Below are 19,268 nucleotides of genomic sequence, written 5' to 3'. Positions count from 1 at the left end.
AAAACCCGGCCATGGCCGAACCATTCTATATCACCACTGCCATTTCCTATCCCAACGGGAAGCCGCACATCGGCCACGCTTATGAGGCGATTGCCGCCGATGTGATCGCGCGGTTCCAGCGGCAGATGGGCCGCGACGTCCGGTTCCAGACCGGTACGGACGAGCATGGCCTGAAAATGGCCCAAAAGGCGCGGGACCTGGGTATCACTCCGGCACAACTTGCGAGCGAGATGTCGCAATATTTCATCGATATGTGCGATGGTCTTAATGTTTCCTATGACGTTTTCCAGCGCACCACCGAACCGCGCCATCATGCCGCAACGCAAGAACTGTGGCGGCGGATGGAAGCCAATGGCGATCTCTACCTCGATCGCTACGAAGGCTGGTACTCGGTCCGCGACGAGGCCTATTACGACGAAAGCGAACTGGTGGCCGGGGAGGGGGGCGAAAAGCTTTCTCCGCAAGGAACCCCAGTGGAATGGACGGTAGAGGAAAGCTGGTTCTTCCGCCTGTCCGCTTATCAGGACAAATTGCTGGAATTGCTGGAAAGCCCCGGCTTTCTGCGCCCGGAGAGCCGCCGTAACGAGATGATCGGCTTCGTCAAATCGGGGCTGCGCGATCTCTCGATCTCGCGCACCAGTTTCGATTGGGGCGTCAAGGTTCCGGGCAGCGAGAACCATGTGATGTATGTCTGGGTCGATGCCTTGACCAATTACATAACAGGCCTCGGTTTCCCCGACGAAACTGGCGATTACGCGAAGTACTGGCCGGCCGATCTGCACCTTATCGGCAAGGATATCGTCCGCTTTCACACGATCTACTGGCCAGCCTTCCTGATCAGCGCTGGCCTGGCCCTCCCAAAGCAGGTGTTCGGCCACGGCTTCCTGCTCAACCGCGGGCAGAAGGAATCGAAGTCGCTCGGCAATGTCACCGATCCGATCGCGCTGGCCGGGCAGTTCGGGGTCGACAGCCTGCGCTATTTCCTGATGCGCGAAGTGGCCTTCGGGCAGGACGGGTCCTATTCGCCCGAGGCGATCGTCACCCGCTGCAATGCTGAACTGGCAAACAGTTTCGGCAATCTGGCCCAGCGTACACTGTCGCAAGTCTTCAAGAACTGCGACGCCTATCTCCCTGAGATTTCGGGGCATACTACCGAAGATCTGGAGCTGTTCGCGACGGTCAACGAGGCGGTCACCAGGCGCGTACCCGAATGCTTTGAAGCGCTGGAGTTTTCGGTCGGTCTCGAACACTGGATGGCGGCGATCTTTGCCTGCAACCAGTATGTCGACGCCCAGGCACCCTGGACGCTGCGCAAGACCGATCCGGCCCGGATGCAGACGGTATTGGCCACGCTCTACATCGCGATTGCCCAGCTCGCGGTGGCGGCGATTCCGGTGATTCCGGCCAGCGCGGCGAAGCTGCTCGATCAAATGGGTATCCCGCCGGAATTACGCGATTATCAAGCGATCCAGTCGCACTGGTATTCGGCGCTGGCGGAATCCGATTTCCGCCTTTCGCAGCCCGTCGGCGTGTTCCCGCGGCTCGAACTGCCGGCCGAGGACGCCTGATGCTGATCGATTCCCACTGCCACCTTGAATACAAGGGGCTGGTCGAGGACCAGCAGGCAGTGCTGGCACGCGCGCGGCAGGCCGGGGTGGGGGGCTTCCTCTCGATTTCGACCCGCCAGCGCGAGTGGAATCAGGTGATCGCCACTGCAGAACGCGAAAGCGATGTCTGGGCCAGCGTCGGGATTCATCCGCACGAAGCCGATGGCCATGCCGACATGGGCGAGGCTGCCTTGCTCGAAGCAGCGGCGCATCCCCGGGTGATCGCGATCGGCGAAACCGGGCTTGACTACTATTACGACCATTCCGACCGGGAAACGCAGAAGGCACTGTTCCGGCGGCATATTTCTGTGGCTCGGGAAACCGGATTGCCGCTGATCGTCCATACCCGCGATGCCGAGGATGATACCTACGCGATCATGGCAGAAGAAATGGAGCAGGGGGCCTATCCGGCGCTGATCCATTGCTTCACCGCCTCGCAAGACTTCGCTCGCAAGGTTCTTGCGCTGGGATTAACCATATCCTTGTCCGGTATCGTTACGTTCAAGAATGCCAGGGACTTGCAGGCAATTGCTGCCGAACTTCCCGAAGATCGCATCCTGGTTGAGACCGACGCGCCGTTCCTGGCGCCGGTGCCGCACCGCGGCCAGGTTTGCGAGCCGGCCTTTACCGCCGATACCGCGCGGTTCGTGTCAGCCTTGCGTGACACCACGCCCGAGGCACTGGCCGACGCAACCACCCGCAACTTCTTCAAGCTGTTCGGAAAAGCCGCGTGAAGTTGCTGGTTCTGGGCTGCGGAACCAGCACCGGGGTGCCGCGGATCGGCAATGATTGGGGCGCCTGCGATCCCGAAGAACCGCGCAACCGCCGCAGCCGCGTCTCGATCCTGGTAGAAAGCGCCGATGGCAGCCGCCTGCTGGTCGATACCTCGCCGGACCTGCGCAACCAGTTCCTGGCCAACGGAATCGATCGGATCGACGCGGTATTCTGGACTCACGATCACGCCGATCACTGCCACGGGATCGATGACCTGCGGGTGCTGCGCTATGGCCGCGCCGGGCCGATCCCGGCCTATGCCGACGATGAAACCGTGCGGCGGCTGCGCCAGCGGTTCGGCTACGTCTTTGCCGGACAGGACGGTTATCCGACCTTACTGTCGCTCGACAGCCTGGACCGTGTGCGGATGTGTGCCGGAATTGGCGTGCGTCATTGTCCGATGCCGCACGCGCCTTCGATGGGAAGCACTGCGTTCCGGTTCGATTGTGACGGAAAATCGGTCGGTTACGCGGTAGACTTCAATTCAATTACGCGTGAAATGGTCGATCTGCTGAGCGGCGTCGACGTGCTTGCGGTCGATTGCCTGCGCCACGATCCGCATCCGACCCATGCGCATCTGGCGATGTCGCTGGAGCTGATCGACGCCGTCCGCGCCGGAACCGGGATCCTGACACATCTCGACAAGTCGCTCGACTATGCTGCATTGCAGGCTGAGGTTCCGGCCCATGTATTGGTCGGATATGACGGTCTGGAGGTTCTGGCATGAACATGAGCACTGGAGACACTATTGCCGCGATCATCGGTGGGTTGATGGTACTGGCGCTCAATCTTTATGCGTTCCGGTCCGATTCCGATGCCGCCGGACACGGAAGAAGACAGAAGCTGCAAATGTTGGCTATCTGGGTGACGATCTTTGTTGGTTTGACCCTCGCGATAGGGCTGTTCCGCCCGTGAGTGGGCTTTCCTGGCTTATCTTTCATTTAACATAATATATATTATCAATCTTAAATGACCGAGCCCACCGTGCCCCCACTCGACCGCCTCCTCTCGATCATGGCACGGCTGCGCGATCCGCGGCGCGGCTGTGAATGGGACTGTGCGCAGAGCTTTGCCACGATCGCGCCGTACACGATCGAGGAAGCCTATGAGGTTGCCGACGCGATCGCGCGGGACGATCTGGCAGCGCTGAAAGACGAGCTTGGCGACCTGCTGCTCCAGGTCGTGTTCCACGCCCGGATCGCCGAGGAAGCCGGACACTTTGCTTTCGCCGATGTCGCTGCCGCAATCAGCGACAAGATGGAAGCGCGCCACCCGCACATCTTCGGCGAAGCACCCGACCAAGGCCAGTCACGCGAGGATCGCTGGGAAAGCCTCAAGGCGAATGAGCGCGCCGCCAAGGGCGCCGCCAGCGCGCTCGATGGCGTCGCCCTCACCCTTCCCGCCTTGCTCCGCGCCGAGAAGCTGCAGAAACGCGCGGCGCGGGTCGGGTTCGATTGGCCCGATACCAAGGGGCCGGCCGACAAGCTGGCCGAGGAAGTGGCCGAACTCGCTGCCGCTGGAACGGAAGCGGAACGCATTGAAGAGGCAGGCGATCTGCTATTCGCCGCGGTCAATCTGGTTCGCGCCTATGGAGTGCCGGCAGAAGAAGCGCTGCGCGCGGCCAATGCCAAGTTCGAACGCCGGTTTCAGGCAATGGAAGCGTTGGCCGCGGATCGCGGCCAGGATTTCACAGCACTGTCACTCGACCAGCAGGACGCGCTGTGGAACGACGTCAAGGCATCAGAGCCGGGTAAAGCGCCCTAGCTCACGCGGCTCGAGCCGCACTTCCAACCGGCGCAGCGGACCGCGCTCGTCCTCGCCAGCTTCCATTTCGCTGACCACTTCACCGTGGGCATGAAGCCACGCCAGCCGCTGCCCGTCGCGGACCGGCAGCACAAAGGAATGGAGCCGCGCGCCCTGGGTCAAGAGCTTGCCGACAGCTTCGAGCAACTCGTCACAGCCCTGCCCGGTGAGCGCTGATACCGGAACGATCACCGCGTCACGCTGCGCTGCGATCTGCTCGGTCAGGTCGGCGGCGCGATCGGCGTCGAGCAGGTCCCACTTGTTCCAGGCTTCGACGATCGGGATCGTCGGGGCGGCACCATCGGCTTCGACCAGCCCCAGTTCGGCCAGCACGCCGAGCACTTCGATCTTCTGCTGCGCGGTATCGGGATTGGCGATGTCACGGACGTGGACGATCACATCGGCGGCGGTGACCTCTTCCAGCGTCGCGCGGAAGGCGGCAACCAGCTGGGTCGGAAGGTCGGAGATGAACCCCACCGTGTCGGACAGGATCGCCTTGTCGACGCCCGGCAAGCGGATCCGCCGCATCGTCGGATCAAGCGTGGCGAACAGCAGGTTTTCCGCCATCACATCGGCGCCGGTCAGCCGGTTGAACAGGGTTGACTTGCCGGCATTGGTATAGCCGACCAGCGCGATCACCGGCCAGGGCGCCTTTTCGCGCCGGCTGCGGTGCAGGCCGCGGGTGCGGCGGACCTGGTCGAGCTCCTTGCGCAGCCGGGCCATCCGGTCGCGGATCATCCGGCGGTCGGCCTCGATCTGGGTTTCGCCGGGGCCGCCCAGAAAGCCGAAGCCGCCGCGCTGCCGCTCAAGGTGAGTCCAGCTTCGCACCAGTCGCCCGGCCTGATAATCGAGGTGCGCCAGTTCGACCTGCAAACGCCCTTCGGCAGTCGCGGCGCGCTCCCCGAAGATCTCGAGGATCAGGCCGGTCCGGTCGATGACCTTGCGCTTGAGCTTTTCTTCCAGGTTGCGCTGCTGGATTGCGCTGAGCGAACCATCGACGATCACCAGTTCGGCGTCGTCCTGGTTGCAGGCGACGTCGATGTTCTGGATCTGGCCTTCACCGAACAGCGTCCCGGCCCGCGCTTCGCGGATCGGGATCGCGATCGCGTCGACTACCTCAAGCCCAATCGCCAGCGCCAGGCCGCGCGCTTCCTCGAGCCGAGCCGCGGTATCGATCGCGGCGGCGGCCCTGCCCCGGAATTCCGGGTAAACGATCAGCGCCCGCGCCCCGCGGGCTACTTCTTCGCGGCTGTCTTCCAGAAAACTCAGTCGTCCTCGCCTTCCTCACCCTCCCAGCCATCGCCGGTCAGATCGATCGGGGAAACGGGCTGGATGGTTGAGACTGCGTGCTTGTAGGCCAGCTGGACGTAGCCCTCGCGCTCAAGCAACATGCAGAACAGGTCGAACGCAGCGACGCGGCCCTGCAGCATCACGCCGTTGACGAGGAACATGGTGACCTGGACTTCGGAATTGCGGACGCTGGTCAGGAACACGTCCTGCAGCAGGCGGACTTTCTTGCCCCCTTCCCCGCTCCCGCCGAACTGGCGCGCATCGACTGGCTGGCTGGGCATGATGGTGGAGACCGCATGCTTGTAGACCAGCTGGCTCTGGCCATCGCGGCGCAGCAGGATCGAGAAGTTGTCAAACCAGGTAACGATACCTTGCAGCTTGACGCCCTTGACCAGGAACATGGTCACCGGAATTTTGTTCTTGCGCAGCAGGTTGAGGAACTGGTCCTGCAGGTTCTGTCCCTTGCCTGCGATCACGGGGGGAGCTTCGCTTGCTTCGGCTTCGGCTTTTTCTGCGCGAGGACGCGCGGTGAGGGTACGTGAGGTCATCGGCCTTCTCCTTCTTGTTGGCGGCTGCTGGAACAGTCCGCAATCTGGCCGGTTCGCCCGAACCGGCCGGAACTCATGCCCGGCATATTAAACCGAACCGTGATTCGCGTAAACGCCGAAGATTGCAGTCGCATTACGCCTGAGCTTCAGCTTCGTCCTCCTCTTCGCCCTCGCGGCGTTCGGCCATGCCGAGCAGCTTGAGTTTGCGATGCAGCGCCGAGCGTTCCATCCCGATAAAACTCGCCGTGCGGGAAATGTTGCCCGAAAAACGCTTGATCTGAACCCGCAGATATTCGCGTTCGAAGTTCTCTCGCGCCTCGCGCAGCGGAACGCCCATCAGGCTGGGCATGCCGTTATCGCTGCTGATCCGCCCTGAGTGGACCTCACTCGGCAACATGTCGGCTTCGATCCGGGCCAGTTGATCGCGCGGGGTAAGGATAATCATGCGCTCAACAACATTGCGCAATTGGCGGACATTCCCAGGCCATTCGTAACTCTGCAGCGCGGCCATTGCTTCGTCGGAAACGTCAGGCGACGGGACACCTTGATCAGCGGCAAAGCGGGCAAAGAAATGATCGACCAGGGTTGGGATATCGTCTCGCCGTTCGGCAAGGCTCGGTATCGTGACCGGAACCACATTGAGCCGGTAGAACAGGTCCTCGCGGAACCGGCGCTCGGCGATCTCCTTTTCGAGATCGCGCGCCGTTGACGATACCACCCGCACGTCAACCCGGATCTGGCGATGCCCCCCAACCCGCACAAATGCCTGCTCGGTCAGAACCCTCAAGATCCGAGCCTGGGTCGATTGTGGCATGTCGGCCACCTCATCGAGGTAGAGCGTACCACCGTCGGCCATTTCCAGCAGGCCGGCCCGGACCAGCTTGCCGTCGGATTCTTCGCCGAACAGTTCCTGTTCGAACCGTTCGGGGGTGATCCGCGCGGAATTGACGGTGACGAAGGCATTATCGGCGCGCCCGCTCCACGAGTGGAGCAGCCGCGCGGCCACTTCCTTGCCCGATCCCGCCGGGCCACTGATCAGCAGCCGGCTGCCGGTGTTGGCAACCCGCTTTAGCGTGGCGCGGACCGTGTTGATCGCGCTGGAATTACCGGTGAATTCGTCGGCGGTGACAAAGCCTTCGCGCAGCCGGGCATTCTCGCGGCGCAAACGTTCGGTCTCGGTCGCGCGGGCCACCAGCAGCAGCAGGCGCTCGGCCTCGAACGGCTTCTCGATAAAGTCCATCGCCCCGCGCCCGATCGCCGAAACGGCAGTGTCGATATTGCCGTGGCCGGAGAAGATAATCACCGGCAGTTCGGGCTCTCGCGCCTTGATCGCATCGAGCACTTCAAGCCCGTCCATCGGACTGCCGTGCAGCCAGACGTCGAGCAGGACCAGGCTGGGGCGGCGTTCGTCGATCATCGCCAAAGCCGAGGTGCTGTCGCCCGCAGTCCGGCACTGAAAACCTTCGTCACTCAGGACGCCGGCGACCAGCTCGCGAATGTCGCGTTCATCGTCTACAATCAGGATATCGAGCGCCATTCCAACCTACCTCAATGCAAATTCATTCAGCCGCTTCGGGGGCGCGCTGCCCCGAAAGCGGATCGCGTGCGAACCGCATGGTCACGATCGTGCCGTCGATCTCTCCAGCCGCGAAGCTCATCTCGCCCCCATGCTCCTCGACGATCTTCTTGACGATCGCGAGGCCCAGCCCGGTCCCCTTTTCACGGGTGGTGACATAGGGCTCGGCCAGGCGCTCCTTGTCCTGCGGCAGACCGATTCCATTGTCGCTAACCGCAACCACCACGTCTTCGCTGTCACCACCGATGGTGACGCCGATCCGACCGCGATAATCGGCATCGCTGATTTTCTGGCGGGCTTCGATCGCCTCGACGGCGTTCTTCAGCACGTTGGTCATAGCCTGTCCAAACTGGTGCCGGTCGCAGGCAATGATTCCCAAGTTCTGGTCGGCCGCGAAGGCAAAATTGATATCGGGGCGTGCGACTTCCTGCAAGAACAGCGCCTGCCGGGCGAGATCGACCGGGTCTTCGCCGCGGAACATCGGCTTTGGCAGCCGCGCGAAGGACGAGAATTCATCGACCATCCGCCGCAGGTCTCCGACCTGGCGGATTATCGTTCCGGTCAATTCCTCGAACAGCTCGGTATCTGCCGATACCAGCTTGGTATAGCGCCGCCGCAACCGCTCGGTGGCGAGCTGGATTGGGGTCAGTGGATTCTTGATCTCATGGGCAATGCGGCGCGCCACGTCGGACCAGGCCGCCTGACGCTGGTCGAGCAACTGGCGGGTGATGTCTTCGAAGGTGACCACGGTGCCGGTGCTGGCCTTCGTCGCCTTGACCGCTAAGGTCAGCAGTTCGCCGCCACGCGAATATTGGACGACACCGTCCTGGCGCTCTCCAGCTGCCAGCGCAGCGATATCGGGGGCAACGTCTGCCAGCTTCTTGCCGATCGGCGGGCGGCCTTCGCGTTCGAGCAACAGTTTTTGCGCCGACCCGTTGATCAGCTGGATCCGCCCTCGCGCGTCGGTCGAGATGATCCCGGCGGTAACCGATTCCAGCACGGCCTCGATGAAAGCGCGGCGCTCCTCAATCTGCTGGTTTGCGCCAACCAAAGCCTGAGTCTGCCGGTCCAGCTGCTGTGTCATCCGGTTGAAGGCGCGGTTAAGTAGGCCGATCTCATCGGTCCCTGTGCGGCCCTCGACCCGCATCGCAAAGTTGCCTGAACCGACCTCCTTGGCGGCATCGACCAGATCATAAAGCGGCTCGACCTGCCGGTCGGCGAAGCGCAGGGCGAACCAAACCGCCAGCCCGACCAGCGCCAGGCTGACAACGAACAGCGCGACGTTGACGCGCAACTGTTGGATCCGGGCGCGCTGGGTGGTCTCCTCATAGGATCGCAGCACGTTCTGAGCGTAGCCGAGCGAAAGCAGATCCGACTTTCGGGCGGTATAGAGAAAAATTCCGGTTCGCCGGTCGATCGGAGTCACAGCCTGGATCGAGTTGCCGGTGGAACTGACCACGATCCGCGCACCGCCATCAAGCTGGCGCAGCACCGAGGCCGAAACCTGCTCGGACAAGGGATCGACGCCGCGGGCCAGGGCAGCACGATGCAGAACGCCGTCACTGCCCTTCTGCAGAATCGTCGATTCATCGAGTTTGCGGTTGTGGACCTGGTACGAATAGTATTCCGGGAAGGCCGGGCTGGAGAGCGGCTCGCGGCTTAGAAAATCGCCGAGATCGGCGGCCATGGCGAGCGACTCGTACTCCATGTCGCGCTCGATCTGCTCGCGATATCCCAGCGCCAACTGGTTGGCGTTCTCGATCAGACCGCGCGGCTTGTCGGAGAACCAGAACTCGACCCCGGTCTGAAACAGGATCGAAGCGAAGATCACGACCAGCAGCGTTGGGACCGCCGAAATCAGCGAGAACAGGAAGACCAGGCGGACATGGAGCTTGCCGCCACCGCCACCGTCGCGCTCCGCCGCGCGGCGCAAAGCGAGACGCCGTCCCAGCAAAACCAGAATCGCGAGCGCCGGTACCAGCGTGCCAACCAGCAGTGAGGCAGTCAGCCCGGTGGAAACCATTTTGTCGGGCGCGCCGGAACCGGCGAACTTGAACCAGGTAAAGCCGGTCATGACCAAAAAGGCGACAACCGAGCCGATCTCGAGGATCGGAATCAGGTTAGCCCGGCGGATGGATACCTGCAGACGGCGCCACCAGTTTGGCCAGTGCTTGACGCGCATCAGGGAACTAGGCTCAGCCATCGTTGCGTGATTACAACACTACTGTTGCAAATTTGCAAGGCGTTTTGGCGTACGTGGGGTGCAGGCTATCGCTGCAGTATCAGCGGATCGATGGCCAGATCGGTCAGGCGTTTGCGCAAAGTGTTGCGGTTGATGCCCAGCAGCTGCGCTGCCTTAAGCTGATTGCCCTGGGTTTCGCGCAGTGCCGCGATGAACAGGGGGCGTTCGAACGCGGCCAGGGCCTCGTCATAGACCCGGCCCGGTCCGGGTCGCTCATTGGCCCACCATTGTTCAATAGCGGGGGCAATTCCGGCATTGCCTGCACCGTCATCGCCGAGAGACATCCCCGAGAGCATCGGTTCGATCGCAGCGATATCGATCCGGTCTTCGCGGGCCAGCAGAGCCAGCCGGTAAATGAAGTTGCGCAGCTCGCGCACGTTGCCGCGCCAAGGCTGGCGTGACAGCAGCGCAGTGGCATCGTCGCTCAGGCTGTGCCGCGGAAGCCCCTCTGCGGCTGCAAGCTGGAGGAAATGCCGGGCCAGCGCCGGAATGTCGTCGGCCCGTTCGCGCAGCGGCGGCAAGGTGATTGGTACAACGTTGAGGCGATAGAACAGGTCCTCGCGGAACGATCCGGCGGCGATCATCGGCGCCAGGTCTTTGTTGGTCGCGGCGACAATCCGGACGTCGACGGCAATCTCCTCGCGCCCGCCGACCCGGCGGATATTACCCGATTGCAGCGCCCGCAGTAGCCGGGTCTGCGCCTCGAGCGGCATGTCGCCGATCTCGTCGAGGAACAGCGTCCCGCCATCGGCCTGCTCGAACTTGCCGGCATGGCGCGCGACCGCACCGGTGAAGGCGCCTTTCTCGTGCCCGAACAGTTCGCTTTCGATCAGCTCAGCGGGGATCGCGGCGGTGTTAACCGCAACGAACGGCCCGGCCTTGCGGTGGCCAAGCTGGTGGATCGCCTCGGCCACCAGTTCCTTGCCGGTTCCGCTTTCGCCCAGCACCAACACGGTCAAGTCATTGCGCAGGACCCGGGTGATCATCCGGTAGACCGCCTGCATCGCCGCCGACCGCCCGACCAGCGGCAGACCGGCGACCGGGGCTTCTTCATCGCCCTCACCCTTCGCTTCGGCATTGCCGACGGCCTGGCGCACGGTGCGCGCCAATTCGTCAATGTCGAACGGCTTTGGGAAGTATTCGAAGGCTCCGGTGTCGCTGGCGCGCACCGCGGTATCGAGGGTGTTCTGCGCCGAGAGGATGATGATCGGCATCTGCGGCGCCGCTGCACGAACCGCTCCGATCGTCTCAATCCCGTCGCCATCGGTCAGCATCACATCGGTGACCAGCGCGTTGAACGACTGCCGGGCAAGCAGGCGGTCCCGCTCGGCGATCGAATCGCAGCAGGTTACTTCAAAGCCTTCCGCCTCCAGTGCGGCGGTGATCACCAGCGCGATCGAGGGATCGTCTTCGACCAGCAGGACGCTCATGCCGCTACCTCGTGCAAACCGGTGGCACCTTCGCGGGCGACCGGCAGATGGACCCGGAAATGGGTCAGTCCTGCAGCTTCCTCGCGGTCGTGATTGATCCGTCCGTTCATGTCGCGCAGCAGCCGCCGGACCAGCGCGAGACCCAGCCCCTGCCCGCTCTTCTTCGATGTGACGAAAGGCTCGAACACGTGCTCGCGCAGATCGGCGGCGATCCCGGGGCCGTTGTCGCTGACCCGCAGTTCGATCGGCAGCCGCAGCGCCCGGCCATCGGCGCTGGTGTGGAGCTGCAGCCCGCTGGCAAAGCGGGTGCGGATCGCAATCCGGCGGTCGGCCTGGCCGACGGTCGCGTCGGCGGCGTTGGCAAGCAGGTTGATCAGCACCTGGACCAGAGCGTCGGCGTTGCCCAGCACCATCGGCAGCGACGGATCGAATTCCTCGATAATCTGCGGGGCCCGGCCCCCGGCCTCGATCACGGCCCGCGCCCGGCGCACCGCTTCATGAAGGTTGCACGGGGCCAGTTCCAGCGCGGTCCGGCTCGACAGCGACTGCATCTGGTCGATCAGTTTGGCGATCCGGTCGACCTCGTCGGCAATCAGGTCGGTCAGTGCCAGATCTTTGCCTTCCAGCTTGCGGCCGAGCAGCTGCGCCGCACCGCGAATGCCGGCCAGCGGGTTCTTTATCTCATGCGCGAGGATTTCGGGTGCGCGCAGCACACCGCCCTCCCCCGCGACCGGAGCATCGCGCAGCGCTTCGGCTCCGCCGATGTCGATCAGGGTCATGACCTGCCAGCCGGGCTGGTCAATCACCGGAGCCAGCGTCAGGTCGACCTTGCGCGGCGGCTGACCCGGAGCGGCGACCGTGGTGGCCCGGGCCGAAAGCTGGGCATCAGCCTCGTCCAGTCGCTCGGCGATCCGGGGTTCTTCGAAATGGAGGATCTGCCCCAGCATGCGGCCATTGAGCCGACGAAAGCTCTGCCCCAGCAACTGTTCGGCGGCCGGATTGGCACCGGCCAGTTTCTGCCCCGGCGCCAGCAGCAGCACCGCAAAGGGCAGGCTCGCCAGCTGGCGCTGAGCCTCGGCCATCAGGCGGCGGCCCGTTCCAGGAACGGATCGTAGAACTCGCGCAACGACCGCATCACCTCGTCGGCGTCGTCGACGAAATTGATCCGGTTGCGGAACGTGGCCGAGCTGTGCAGCCCGCGGGTGTACCAGCCAAGATGCTTGCGGGCCATCTTGACGCCGGTATCGCTGCCATAATGATCGAGCATGGCCTGGTAGTGCTCAAGAATGACAGCCAACTGCGTTTCCAGTGAAGGATCGGCCAGTTGCTGACCGGTCTTCAGCCAATGCATCACCTGCGCTAGAAACCACGGCCGGCCATAGGCCCCGCGTCCGATCATGACGCCATCGGCGCCGGACTGGTCCAGCGCCGCCGCGACGTCGGCAATCTCGCAGATGTCGCCATTGACGATCACCGGGATCGAAACCGCCTGCTTGACGCTGCGCACGAAAGCCCAGTCGGCGCTGCCCTTGTACATCTGGTTGCGGGTGCGGCCGTGGATGGTGACCATCCTGGCCCCCAGATCTTCGGCAATTCGCGCCAGTTCCGGCGCGTTGAGGCTGTCATGGCACCAGCCCATCCGCATCTTGACTGTCACCGGCACCTTGACTGCCTTGACCGTCGCCTCGATCAGCCGGGTCGCCAGCGGAATGTCACGCATCAGCGCCGAGCCGGCATCGCCGCTCACCACCTTGCGGACCGGGCAGCCCATGTTGATATCGATGATCGCCGCGCCGCGATCCTCGACCAGCTTCGCCGCCTCGCCCATCTGCGCCGGATCGCAGCCGACCAGCTGCATCGAGACCGGCTCCTCCGCCGGATCCCACATCGCTTTTTGCAGGGATACGCGGGTTTCCCGGATCATCGCCGGGCTGGCGACCATCTCGGTCACATTGAGGCCCGACCCGAAGCGGCGAACCATCTTGCGGAACGGCAGGTCGGTCACCCCGGTCATCGGCGCGAGGATAACCGGGCAATCGATCGTCACCGGACCGACGGCAATGGGTGCAAGCCCGGGGGACGGAGGAAGCTGGTTCATCTGGGTGTGCCTAAAATTTGGGCAGCACATAGGGAATTGCCCAGCTTGCCGCAAGCCTTTACCGGGCAGCCATGGCCACCAGCCCTTCCCGCCCCGGTACCGCCGCCGTGATCGTCGCCGCCGGACAGGGCCTGCGCGCTGGCCAGCCGGTGCCCAAGCAGTTTGCGATGTGGCGCGGCAAGCCGGTCGTGCGCCACTCGGCCGAGGCACTGGCGGGCGCAGGAATTGCTCCAATCGTTGTCGCCATACCCGCGGGCGCCGATGCCATTGCCGCAGCCGCACTCGACGGGATCACCGGGATCCAACTGGTGACCGGCGGCGAAACCCGGCAGCAATCGGTGCGCAAGGCACTTGAGGCACTGGACGGCACTGCGCCGGAGCTCGTTCTGATTCACGATGCCGCGCGGCCAATCCTGCCCCAATCGGTGATTGACCGTCTGGTTGCGGCGCTGGCGGCCCATCCCGGGGCAATACCGGTCCTGCCTGTGGTCGATAGCCTTACACAGGCCGAAGGCGAGTTGATGGGCGCTCCTGCACGGCGCGAAGAGCTGCGCCGGGTCCAGACCCCGCAGGCTTTCCGCTACCCTGAGATTCTGACCGCACACCGCGGCTGGAGCGGCGCTGCCGAAGCGGGAGACGATGCCCAGGTTGCCCGCGCTGCCGGATTGGCGATCGCCCTGGTCGAAGGAGACGAAGCCTTGCACAAGTTGACCTTCGCCAGCGATTTTGCCGCTGCCCGCCCGCCGGTCCGGATCGGTATCGGCTATGATGTCCACCGCCTGGTACCCGGCGAAGAGCTGTGGCTGTGCGGCGTCAAGATCGACCATGACAAGGGTCTGGCCGGACACAGCGATGCCGACGTCGCGATCCATGCGCTGGTCGATGCGATCCTTGGCGCGATTGGCGCGGGCGATATCGGCAGCCATTTCCCGCCCAGCGATCCGCAGTGGAAAGGGGCAAGCTCCGACCGGTTCCTGACCCATGCGGTCGGGCTCGCCGCCGGGGCCGGTTACCGGATTGGCAATGTCGATCTGACCCTGATCTGCGAGGCCCCCAAGATCGGCCCTCACCGCGAAGCCATGCGCGCACGGCTGGCCGCGCTGCTCGGCACCGGGATCGACGCAGTCAGCGTCAAGGCCACGACCACCGAGAAGCTGGGCTTTGCCGGCCGCGGCGAAGGTATCGCCGCCCAGGCGGTCGCAACGCTGCTGGGCGGTTAGACGAATTCCGCTGGATTTTGCTTTGGCCATGCCCCAGAGGCCGGCCCGATTCTGATCAAAGGAACCGCACCGATGCGCAAATCCCTGTTTCAGGCCGCTGCCATGCTGGCCTTGCTTTCTTCGGTCGAGGCGCAGGCTGCCGCGGCCAAGCAATGCATGACCCGGGCCGAAGTGCACGGCATGGTTGGTTATTTCCTGCCCTCGGTGCTCGATTCCACGATCCAGACCTGCGCTTCGCAATCAGGCGGCGAATCGTTTCTCCGCACCCGCGGCCCGCAACTGGTCACCGAACTGAACCTGAGCCGCGAAGCATCATGGCCGATGGCGCGGGCGGCCTTTGGCAAGTTCGCCGGCAGCGATGCCGATCTGGAAAAGGTCCCGGATGAACTGATGAAGCCGATCATCGACGAGGCGGTCAGCGGCGAGATCTCGAAGAAGATCACCGCCCGGAACTGCGCGGATGTTGAACGGGTGCTTGGCCCGCTGGCGCCGCTGCCGGCGCCTAACCTGGTGGATTTGATGACCGAGCTGTTCGTTGTAGCCATGCGCAACGACAAACAAATGCCCACCTGCGGCTGATCCCATGACCAAATCGCTACTCCCTGCCGACCTTGCCGCCCTGGCGGAACGGGTCGTCACCGCCAATCGCGAGGCGGGGCGTACGCTGGCGCTTGCCGAAAGCTGCACTGGCGGACTGGTTGCGGCTGCGCTGACCGAAATCGCCGGCTCCTCGGCCGTGCTTGACCGCGGCTTTGTAACATACTCGAACGAATCAAAGCACGAACTGCTCGGCGTTTCGAACGAGATCATCGAAACCTTCGGCGCCGTTTCGATCGCCTGCGCATGGTCGATGGCGCAAGGCGCGCTCAAGCATAGCCGTGCGGATGCGGCGGTGGCTATCAGCGGGGTTGCCGGCCCGGATGGCGGGACGCCGCAAAAGCCGGTCGGCACCGTGGTCTTTGCCCGCGCGGTGCGGGGCAGCGACGAGATCATTGTCGAAGAACGCTTCCTCGATGGCGGAAGCCGCGATGAAATCCGCCGTCAGGCCGCGCTGGTCGCGCTGGAACTGTTGCTGCCGTAAAGCTTCTCCGCGCGTTCCTCGAAGGCCCCGATCATCTTGCGAAAGGCCCGGTCGAAATACTGGCCGGCGAGCGCTTCGAACATCGCGTTGCGGAAGGTGAAATCGACCCGGAAATCGATCTCGCAACCACCGCCTTCGAGAGGCCGGAATTGCCAGACATTATCGAGATCGCGCATTGGCCCGTCGATGTAGATCACCTCAATCCGGCTGGGGCGGTCCTTCAGCACCCGCGAAGTGAACTTCTCCCGCAAGGCGTTGAAGCCGACCAGCATGTCGGCGACCATTTCTGTCTCGCTGTCCGACTTGACCCGCGTTGCCACCACCCAGGGCAGGAATTCGCCATAACGGCCGACATCGGCGACCAGATCGAACATCTGCTCGGCGCTGTAGGGCAGGCGGCGGATTTCGTGACTGCCGGGCATCAGCGGCGGGCGCTGCCGATCTTGGCCTGGCGCATCCGGTCACCCTGAGCTTGGCGAAGGGCGCGCATCTGGGCAAAGTCATCGCCCGCATGATAGCTCGAGCGGGTCAGCGGGCTGGCCGCGACCTGCAGGAACCCCTTGGCGCGGGCAATCGCGCCATAGGCGTCGAAGGTTGCCGGCGGCACGAATTCAACCACCTTGGTGTGCTTCGGCGTGGGCTGCAGATACTGGCCCATCGTGATGAAATCGATCCCGGCGCTGCGCATGTCATCCATCACCTGGTGGACTTCCAACCGCTCCTCGCCCAGCCCCAGCATGATCCCGCTTTTGGTGAAGACCAGCGGATCGTGGGCCTTGACCTCTTCCAGCAGGCGCAGCGAGGCGTAGTAGCGTGCGCCAGGCCGGATCGTGGGATAGAGCCGCGGCACCGTTTCCAAATTGTGGTTGTAGACATCCGGCCCGGCGGCGACGATCACCTCGACCGCCTCGCGCATCTTGCCGCGGAAATCGGGGGTCAGAATCTCGATCGTCGTGCCGGGCGTATTGGCCCGCAGCGCCTTGATCACCTTGACGAACTGCCCGGCCCCGCCGTCCGGCAGGTCATCGCGGTCGACCGAGGTGATGACGATATGTTCCAGACCCATCTTCGCAGCGGCGATCGCTACATGTTCAGGTTCTAGCGGGTCAACCGCGCGCGGCATCCCGGTCTTGACGTTGCAGAAGGCGCAGGCCCGAGTGCAGACATCGCCCAGGATCATCACCGTCGCGTGTTTCTTGGTCCAGCACTCGCCGATGTTCGGGCAGGCCGCTTCCTCGCACACGGTATTGAGCTTGAGGTCACGCATCAGCTGGCGGGTTTCGCCATAGCCCTTGCTGGTCGGTGCCTTGACGCGGATCCAGTCCGGCTTGCGCTGGCGCTCTGGCTTGGGCGGGGAAGAGAGATCGTTCATGGCGCCCAGATAGGCGCTTGGGCCTGCGCTTGCCAGCCGGAATTTCAGCGTCCATTAGCCCGCTCCATGAGCAGCGATTCCCCGAGTGGCCTCGATCGCCTGGTTGCCGGCTACCGGCGCTTTCGCGCAACCGGATGGGCCCCCAATCGTGAACGCTGGGCGACCTTGCGCGACGGCCAAGAGCCCGCTGTCATGGTCATTGCCTGCAGCGACAGCCGGGTCGATCCGGCACAGATCTTCGATGTCGATCCGGGCGAGATCTTCGTGGTCCGCAATGTCGCCGCAATGGTCCCGCCGTTCGAGACCACGCCAGGCCATCACGGTGTTTCCGCTGCGCTGGAGTTCGCGGTTCAAGTCCTCAAAGTCCGCGAGATCGTGGTGATGGGACACGGGATGTGCGGCGGCTGCAAGGCGGCTCTGACCCGGGAGATGCACGGCACCGAACCGGGCGAAGGCGGCTTCATTGCCGACTGGATCGCCCTGCTCGACGATGCGCGTGAGAAAGTGGCCCACACCCATGGCACCGAAGGCCGAGTGGCCGAACGTGCGATGGAGCAGGCCGGGGTTGAGGTCAGCCTGGCCAATTTGCGGACCTTTCCCTGCATCCGCCGCAAGGAACGCGATGGGGAACTTCAATTGACCGGCGCGTTCTTCGCGATCTCCGACGGCATCCTGCATCTGCTGGATGAGACCAGCGGGACCTTCGCCCCGGTTGAATAGGCAAAGGAAAAGGGCGGCCGTTGCCAGCCGCCCTTCCCTTCGAGTTTATCGCCTAAAGCTTACTGCGCGGGCGCGGCAGCCTTGCTCTTGGCATAGGCGGCCCACAGTGCCGCGATCGGGGCGCGGACGCCGCCAACCTGGGCAAGGGTCGCCTGAGCATCGACATACTTGCCAAGATCGGACTGTGCGATCCCGAGACGGGTCAACACGCGGTCCTTGTCAACGCCCGGCTTGGTCAACGCGATCTTGTAAAGCTCTTCCGCCTTGGTGTTTTCACCATAGCTCAGGAATGCGTCTCCGGCGGCCGAAGCAGTTGCTGCGGTTGCTGCGGGAGCGCGAGCGTCGCGTTCAAGCCCGGCCAGCGAAGCCTTGTCGGCTGCAATACGGCCTGTGGCAATGCTCTTGGCATCCGAGACGGCGATGTCGCCGGTTTGCAATTTGCCGGTTGCGATTCCCAGATCGATGATCTTCAGTGCTTCTCCGGGCAGACGGCGGGGATCCGCTGCCTGGATGTATTCGAAGAAGTCGCGCGGCTCTGACCAGGAATTGGTCCGGTCCATCAAACGCATCAGATCGAGCTGTTCCTGATTCTGGAACTTGCTCATGTCGCGCACCACGGCGATCGCCAGCGCCCAGTTTTCCTTCGTCGGATAACCCCGAACCAGCTTGGTCGAGAACGAGATCGCCTGTTCAGGCAGCTTGTTCTTGTAGGCAACGACGATGCCCTTGCGGATCAGGTCTTCCGGTGCGGCAGGACCAGCCTTGGCCACGGCAGTCTCAAGCACCTTGAGCCCTTCGAGCGGTTGGTTGTCATTGATATAGGCATCGGCCAGGAAGGGTTCGACCGGGCGTTCGGTATAACCTCCAGCGATCGCCGCCTGAAATGCCGTGCGGGCGCCGGCATAGTCCTTCATGTCGGAGGCAAGGCCGCCGATGAAGTAGCTGAACTTGGCAGCATCGGCGGCAGAAACCTTACCGCTGTCAACCATGCCTTGCAGGCCGGCGCGTTGCTGGACCTTGCTGTAGGACAGCTGGCCAAGGCTGAAGGTCAGCTGGCTGGCGACAAACTTGTCGTCGGCGGTGGTTGCAGCCGCATTGGCCTTGTCGATCAGCGCGGTTTCAGGCGCAACGAGGGTGCCGAGCGCGGCAACCGTTGCATCGTAACGGGCACGGGCCTCGTCGCGGGCTTTCTTGCCCGAAGCGCTGCGATAGGCATTCTCAGCAGTGGTGACTGCAGCGCGAGCATCGATAACGTCCTGCCGTTTGGCGGCATTATCGATAGCAGTCTTCGCTGCCTGATAGGAGGGAATGAACGCCTTCGAGAGCTGGATCTTAGGCGCTTCGGCCTTCTTTTCCTTTTCCTTGGCCATCGCGGGCGCGATCACGCTGCCGCCTGCGACGCCCATAGCCAGCGCCAGACCCAGGGCGGTGCGGGCAAAAAACTTGGCTCGGACCATATCAACTCTTCTCCTTGGCAACCGCCGCTCAGGGACAATTCGGCCCTGCC

The 19,268-nt window shown here is 63.5% G+C and carries 19 protein-coding genes; 9 read left to right on the top strand and 10 right to left on the bottom strand.

Features of this window, described 5'->3' with window-relative positions:
- Positions 1-11: 11 nt before the first annotated feature.
- Genes metG through mazG form a run of 5 tightly spaced genes read left to right on the top strand, consistent with a single transcriptional unit; the run spans position 12 to position 4,145 of the window.
- Positions 12-1,568: a methionine--tRNA ligase gene (gene metG / locus B2V17_RS11750; RefSeq protein WP_292997875.1), complete on the top strand. Its 1,557-nt coding sequence runs from the start codon at positions 12-14 to the stop codon at positions 1,566-1,568.
- Positions 1,568-2,341, top strand: a complete 774-nt coding sequence (locus B2V17_RS11745; RefSeq protein WP_292997873.1) for a TatD family hydrolase — start codon at positions 1,568-1,570, stop codon at positions 2,339-2,341. Before metG ends, B2V17_RS11745 begins: the two co-directional genes overlap by 1 nt.
- Positions 2,338-3,108, top strand: a complete 771-nt coding sequence (locus B2V17_RS11740) for an MBL fold metallo-hydrolase (protein ID WP_292997871.1) — start codon at positions 2,338-2,340, stop codon at positions 3,106-3,108. Before B2V17_RS11745 ends, B2V17_RS11740 begins: the two co-directional genes overlap by 4 nt.
- Complete coding sequence (locus B2V17_RS11735; protein WP_292997869.1) at positions 3,105-3,296, top strand: hypothetical protein; 192 nt, start codon at positions 3,105-3,107, stop codon at positions 3,294-3,296. Before B2V17_RS11740 ends, B2V17_RS11735 begins: the two co-directional genes overlap by 4 nt.
- A gap of 54 nt (positions 3,297-3,350) precedes the next feature.
- A complete protein-coding gene (gene mazG / locus B2V17_RS11730; protein WP_292997867.1) occupies positions 3,351-4,145 on the top strand; it encodes a nucleoside triphosphate pyrophosphohydrolase in 795 nt (264 codons plus the stop codon).
- Here the strand turns inward: mazG and hflX are convergent.
- The 7 genes from hflX to dusB form a co-directional block, all read right to left on the bottom strand.
- Positions 4,122-5,402 (bottom strand): GTPase HflX, encoded by a 1,281-nt coding sequence (gene hflX, locus B2V17_RS11725; RefSeq protein ID WP_292998222.1) that lies wholly within the window; start codon positions 5,400-5,402, stop codon positions 4,122-4,124. The two genes, mazG and hflX, sit on opposite strands and share 24 nt — an antisense overlap.
- A gap of 47 nt (positions 5,403-5,449) precedes the next feature.
- The gene (hfq, locus tag B2V17_RS11720) at positions 5,450-6,022 is read right to left on the bottom strand and encodes an RNA chaperone Hfq (RefSeq protein WP_292997865.1); all 573 of its coding nucleotides are present in this window, start codon (positions 6,020-6,022) and stop codon (positions 5,450-5,452) included.
- A 133-nt stretch (positions 6,023-6,155) separates the two neighbouring features.
- Positions 6,156-7,559, bottom strand: a complete 1,404-nt coding sequence (locus B2V17_RS11715) for a sigma-54-dependent transcriptional regulator (RefSeq protein WP_292997863.1) — start codon at positions 7,557-7,559, stop codon at positions 6,156-6,158.
- A 22-nt stretch (positions 7,560-7,581) separates the two neighbouring features.
- A complete protein-coding gene (locus tag B2V17_RS11710) occupies positions 7,582-9,801 on the bottom strand; it encodes a sensor histidine kinase (protein ID WP_292997861.1) in 2,220 nt (739 codons plus the stop codon).
- 65 nt (positions 9,802-9,866) lie between these two features.
- Positions 9,867-11,270, bottom strand: a complete 1,404-nt coding sequence (locus B2V17_RS11705; RefSeq protein ID WP_292997859.1) for a sigma-54-dependent transcriptional regulator — start codon at positions 11,268-11,270, stop codon at positions 9,867-9,869.
- Positions 11,267-12,352, bottom strand: coding sequence for a two-component system sensor histidine kinase NtrB (locus tag B2V17_RS11700; protein ID WP_292997857.1), 1,086 nt, complete (start codon positions 12,350-12,352; stop codon positions 11,267-11,269). The genes B2V17_RS11705 and B2V17_RS11700 overlap by 4 nt, the downstream gene beginning before the upstream one ends.
- A complete protein-coding gene (gene dusB / locus B2V17_RS11695) occupies positions 12,352-13,368 on the bottom strand; it encodes a tRNA dihydrouridine synthase DusB (protein WP_292997855.1) in 1,017 nt (338 codons plus the stop codon). Before dusB ends, B2V17_RS11700 begins: the two co-directional genes overlap by 1 nt.
- A 71-nt stretch (positions 13,369-13,439) precedes the next feature.
- Here dusB and B2V17_RS11690 point away from each other — a divergent pair, with 71 nt between their 5' ends.
- The 3 genes from B2V17_RS11690 to B2V17_RS11680 all read left to right on the top strand — a co-directional run bounded on the left by B2V17_RS11690 (position 13,440) and on the right by B2V17_RS11680 (position 15,669).
- Positions 13,440-14,588: a bifunctional 2-C-methyl-D-erythritol 4-phosphate cytidylyltransferase/2-C-methyl-D-erythritol 2,4-cyclodiphosphate synthase gene (locus tag B2V17_RS11690; protein WP_292997853.1), complete on the top strand. Its 1,149-nt coding sequence runs from the start codon at positions 13,440-13,442 to the stop codon at positions 14,586-14,588.
- A 156-nt stretch (positions 14,589-14,744) separates the two neighbouring features.
- Positions 14,745-15,167, top strand: a complete 423-nt coding sequence (locus tag B2V17_RS11685) for a hypothetical protein (protein ID WP_292997851.1) — start codon at positions 14,745-14,747, stop codon at positions 15,165-15,167.
- A gap of 4 nt (positions 15,168-15,171) precedes the next feature.
- Positions 15,172-15,669: a CinA family protein gene (locus B2V17_RS11680; protein WP_292997849.1), complete on the top strand. Its 498-nt coding sequence runs from the start codon at positions 15,172-15,174 to the stop codon at positions 15,667-15,669.
- Here the strand turns inward: B2V17_RS11680 and B2V17_RS11675 are convergent.
- The gene (locus tag B2V17_RS11675) at positions 15,630-16,091 is read right to left on the bottom strand and encodes a type II toxin-antitoxin system RatA family toxin (RefSeq protein ID WP_292997847.1); all 462 of its coding nucleotides are present in this window, start codon (positions 16,089-16,091) and stop codon (positions 15,630-15,632) included. The genes B2V17_RS11680 and B2V17_RS11675 overlap by 40 nt on opposite strands.
- Positions 16,091-17,041, bottom strand: a complete 951-nt coding sequence (gene lipA, locus B2V17_RS11670; RefSeq protein WP_292997845.1) for a lipoyl synthase — start codon at positions 17,039-17,041, stop codon at positions 16,091-16,093. Before lipA ends, B2V17_RS11675 begins: the two co-directional genes overlap by 1 nt.
- A 66-nt stretch (positions 17,042-17,107) precedes the next feature.
- Between lipA and B2V17_RS11665 the strand changes: the two genes are divergently transcribed.
- Positions 17,108-17,761, top strand: a complete 654-nt coding sequence (locus B2V17_RS11665; RefSeq protein WP_292997843.1) for a carbonic anhydrase — start codon at positions 17,108-17,110, stop codon at positions 17,759-17,761.
- Positions 17,762-17,820: 59 nt separating this feature from the next.
- Here the strand turns inward: B2V17_RS11665 and B2V17_RS11660 are convergent, their stop codons facing one another.
- Entirely contained in the window at positions 17,821-19,218 is a 1,398-nt protein-coding gene (locus B2V17_RS11660; protein WP_292997841.1) for a hypothetical protein, read from the bottom strand.
- Between the last annotated feature and the right edge of the window lie 50 nt (positions 19,219-19,268).

Origin of the sequence: Novosphingobium sp. UBA6272, assembly GCF_002440635.1 — a bacterium.
Lineage (GTDB): Bacteria > Pseudomonadota > Alphaproteobacteria > Sphingomonadales > Sphingomonadaceae > Novosphingobium.
Note: the sequence above shows the minus strand (reverse complement) of the source record. Positions and strands in the feature narration are given on the sequence as shown.

What these genes read in the sequence shown, in the direction of transcription:
- metG (WP_292997875.1), top strand. Translation starts at nt 12, where the DNA reads ATGGCCGAACCATTCTATATCACCACTGCCATTTCCTATCCCAACGGG.
- B2V17_RS11745 (WP_292997873.1), top strand. Translation starts at nt 1,568, where the DNA reads ATGCTGATCGATTCCCACTGCCACCTTGAATACAAGGGGCTGGTCGAG.
- B2V17_RS11735 (WP_292997869.1), top strand. Translation starts at nt 3,105, where the DNA reads ATGAACATGAGCACTGGAGACACTATTGCCGCGATCATCGGTGGGTTG.
- mazG (WP_292997867.1), top strand. Translation starts at nt 3,351, where the DNA reads ATGACCGAGCCCACCGTGCCCCCACTCGACCGCCTCCTCTCGATCATG.
- hfq (WP_292997865.1), bottom strand. Translation starts at nt 6,022, where the DNA reads ATGACCTCACGTACCCTCACCGCGCGTCCTCGCGCAGAAAAAGCCGAA.
- B2V17_RS11715 (WP_292997863.1), bottom strand. Translation starts at nt 7,559, where the DNA reads ATGGCGCTCGATATCCTGATTGTAGACGATGAACGCGACATTCGCGAG.
- B2V17_RS11710 (WP_292997861.1), bottom strand. Translation starts at nt 9,801, where the DNA reads ATGGCTGAGCCTAGTTCCCTGATGCGCGTCAAGCACTGGCCAAACTGG.
- B2V17_RS11705 (WP_292997859.1), bottom strand. Translation starts at nt 11,270, where the DNA reads ATGAGCGTCCTGCTGGTCGAAGACGATCCCTCGATCGCGCTGGTGATC.
- B2V17_RS11700 (WP_292997857.1), bottom strand. Translation starts at nt 12,352, where the DNA reads ATGGCCGAGGCTCAGCGCCAGCTGGCGAGCCTGCCCTTTGCGGTGCTG.
- dusB (WP_292997855.1), bottom strand. Translation starts at nt 13,368, where the DNA reads ATGAACCAGCTTCCTCCGTCCCCCGGGCTTGCACCCATTGCCGTCGGT.
- B2V17_RS11690 (WP_292997853.1), top strand. Translation starts at nt 13,440, where the DNA reads ATGGCCACCAGCCCTTCCCGCCCCGGTACCGCCGCCGTGATCGTCGCC.
- B2V17_RS11685 (WP_292997851.1), top strand. Translation starts at nt 14,745, where the DNA reads ATGACCCGGGCCGAAGTGCACGGCATGGTTGGTTATTTCCTGCCCTCG.
- B2V17_RS11680 (WP_292997849.1), top strand. Translation starts at nt 15,172, where the DNA reads ATGACCAAATCGCTACTCCCTGCCGACCTTGCCGCCCTGGCGGAACGG.
- B2V17_RS11675 (WP_292997847.1), bottom strand. Translation starts at nt 16,091, where the DNA reads ATGCCCGGCAGTCACGAAATCCGCCGCCTGCCCTACAGCGCCGAGCAG.
- lipA (WP_292997845.1), bottom strand. Translation starts at nt 17,041, where the DNA reads ATGAACGATCTCTCTTCCCCGCCCAAGCCAGAGCGCCAGCGCAAGCCG.
- B2V17_RS11665 (WP_292997843.1), top strand. Translation starts at nt 17,108, where the DNA reads ATGAGCAGCGATTCCCCGAGTGGCCTCGATCGCCTGGTTGCCGGCTAC.
- B2V17_RS11660 (WP_292997841.1), bottom strand. Translation starts at nt 19,218, where the DNA reads ATGGTCCGAGCCAAGTTTTTTGCCCGCACCGCCCTGGGTCTGGCGCTG.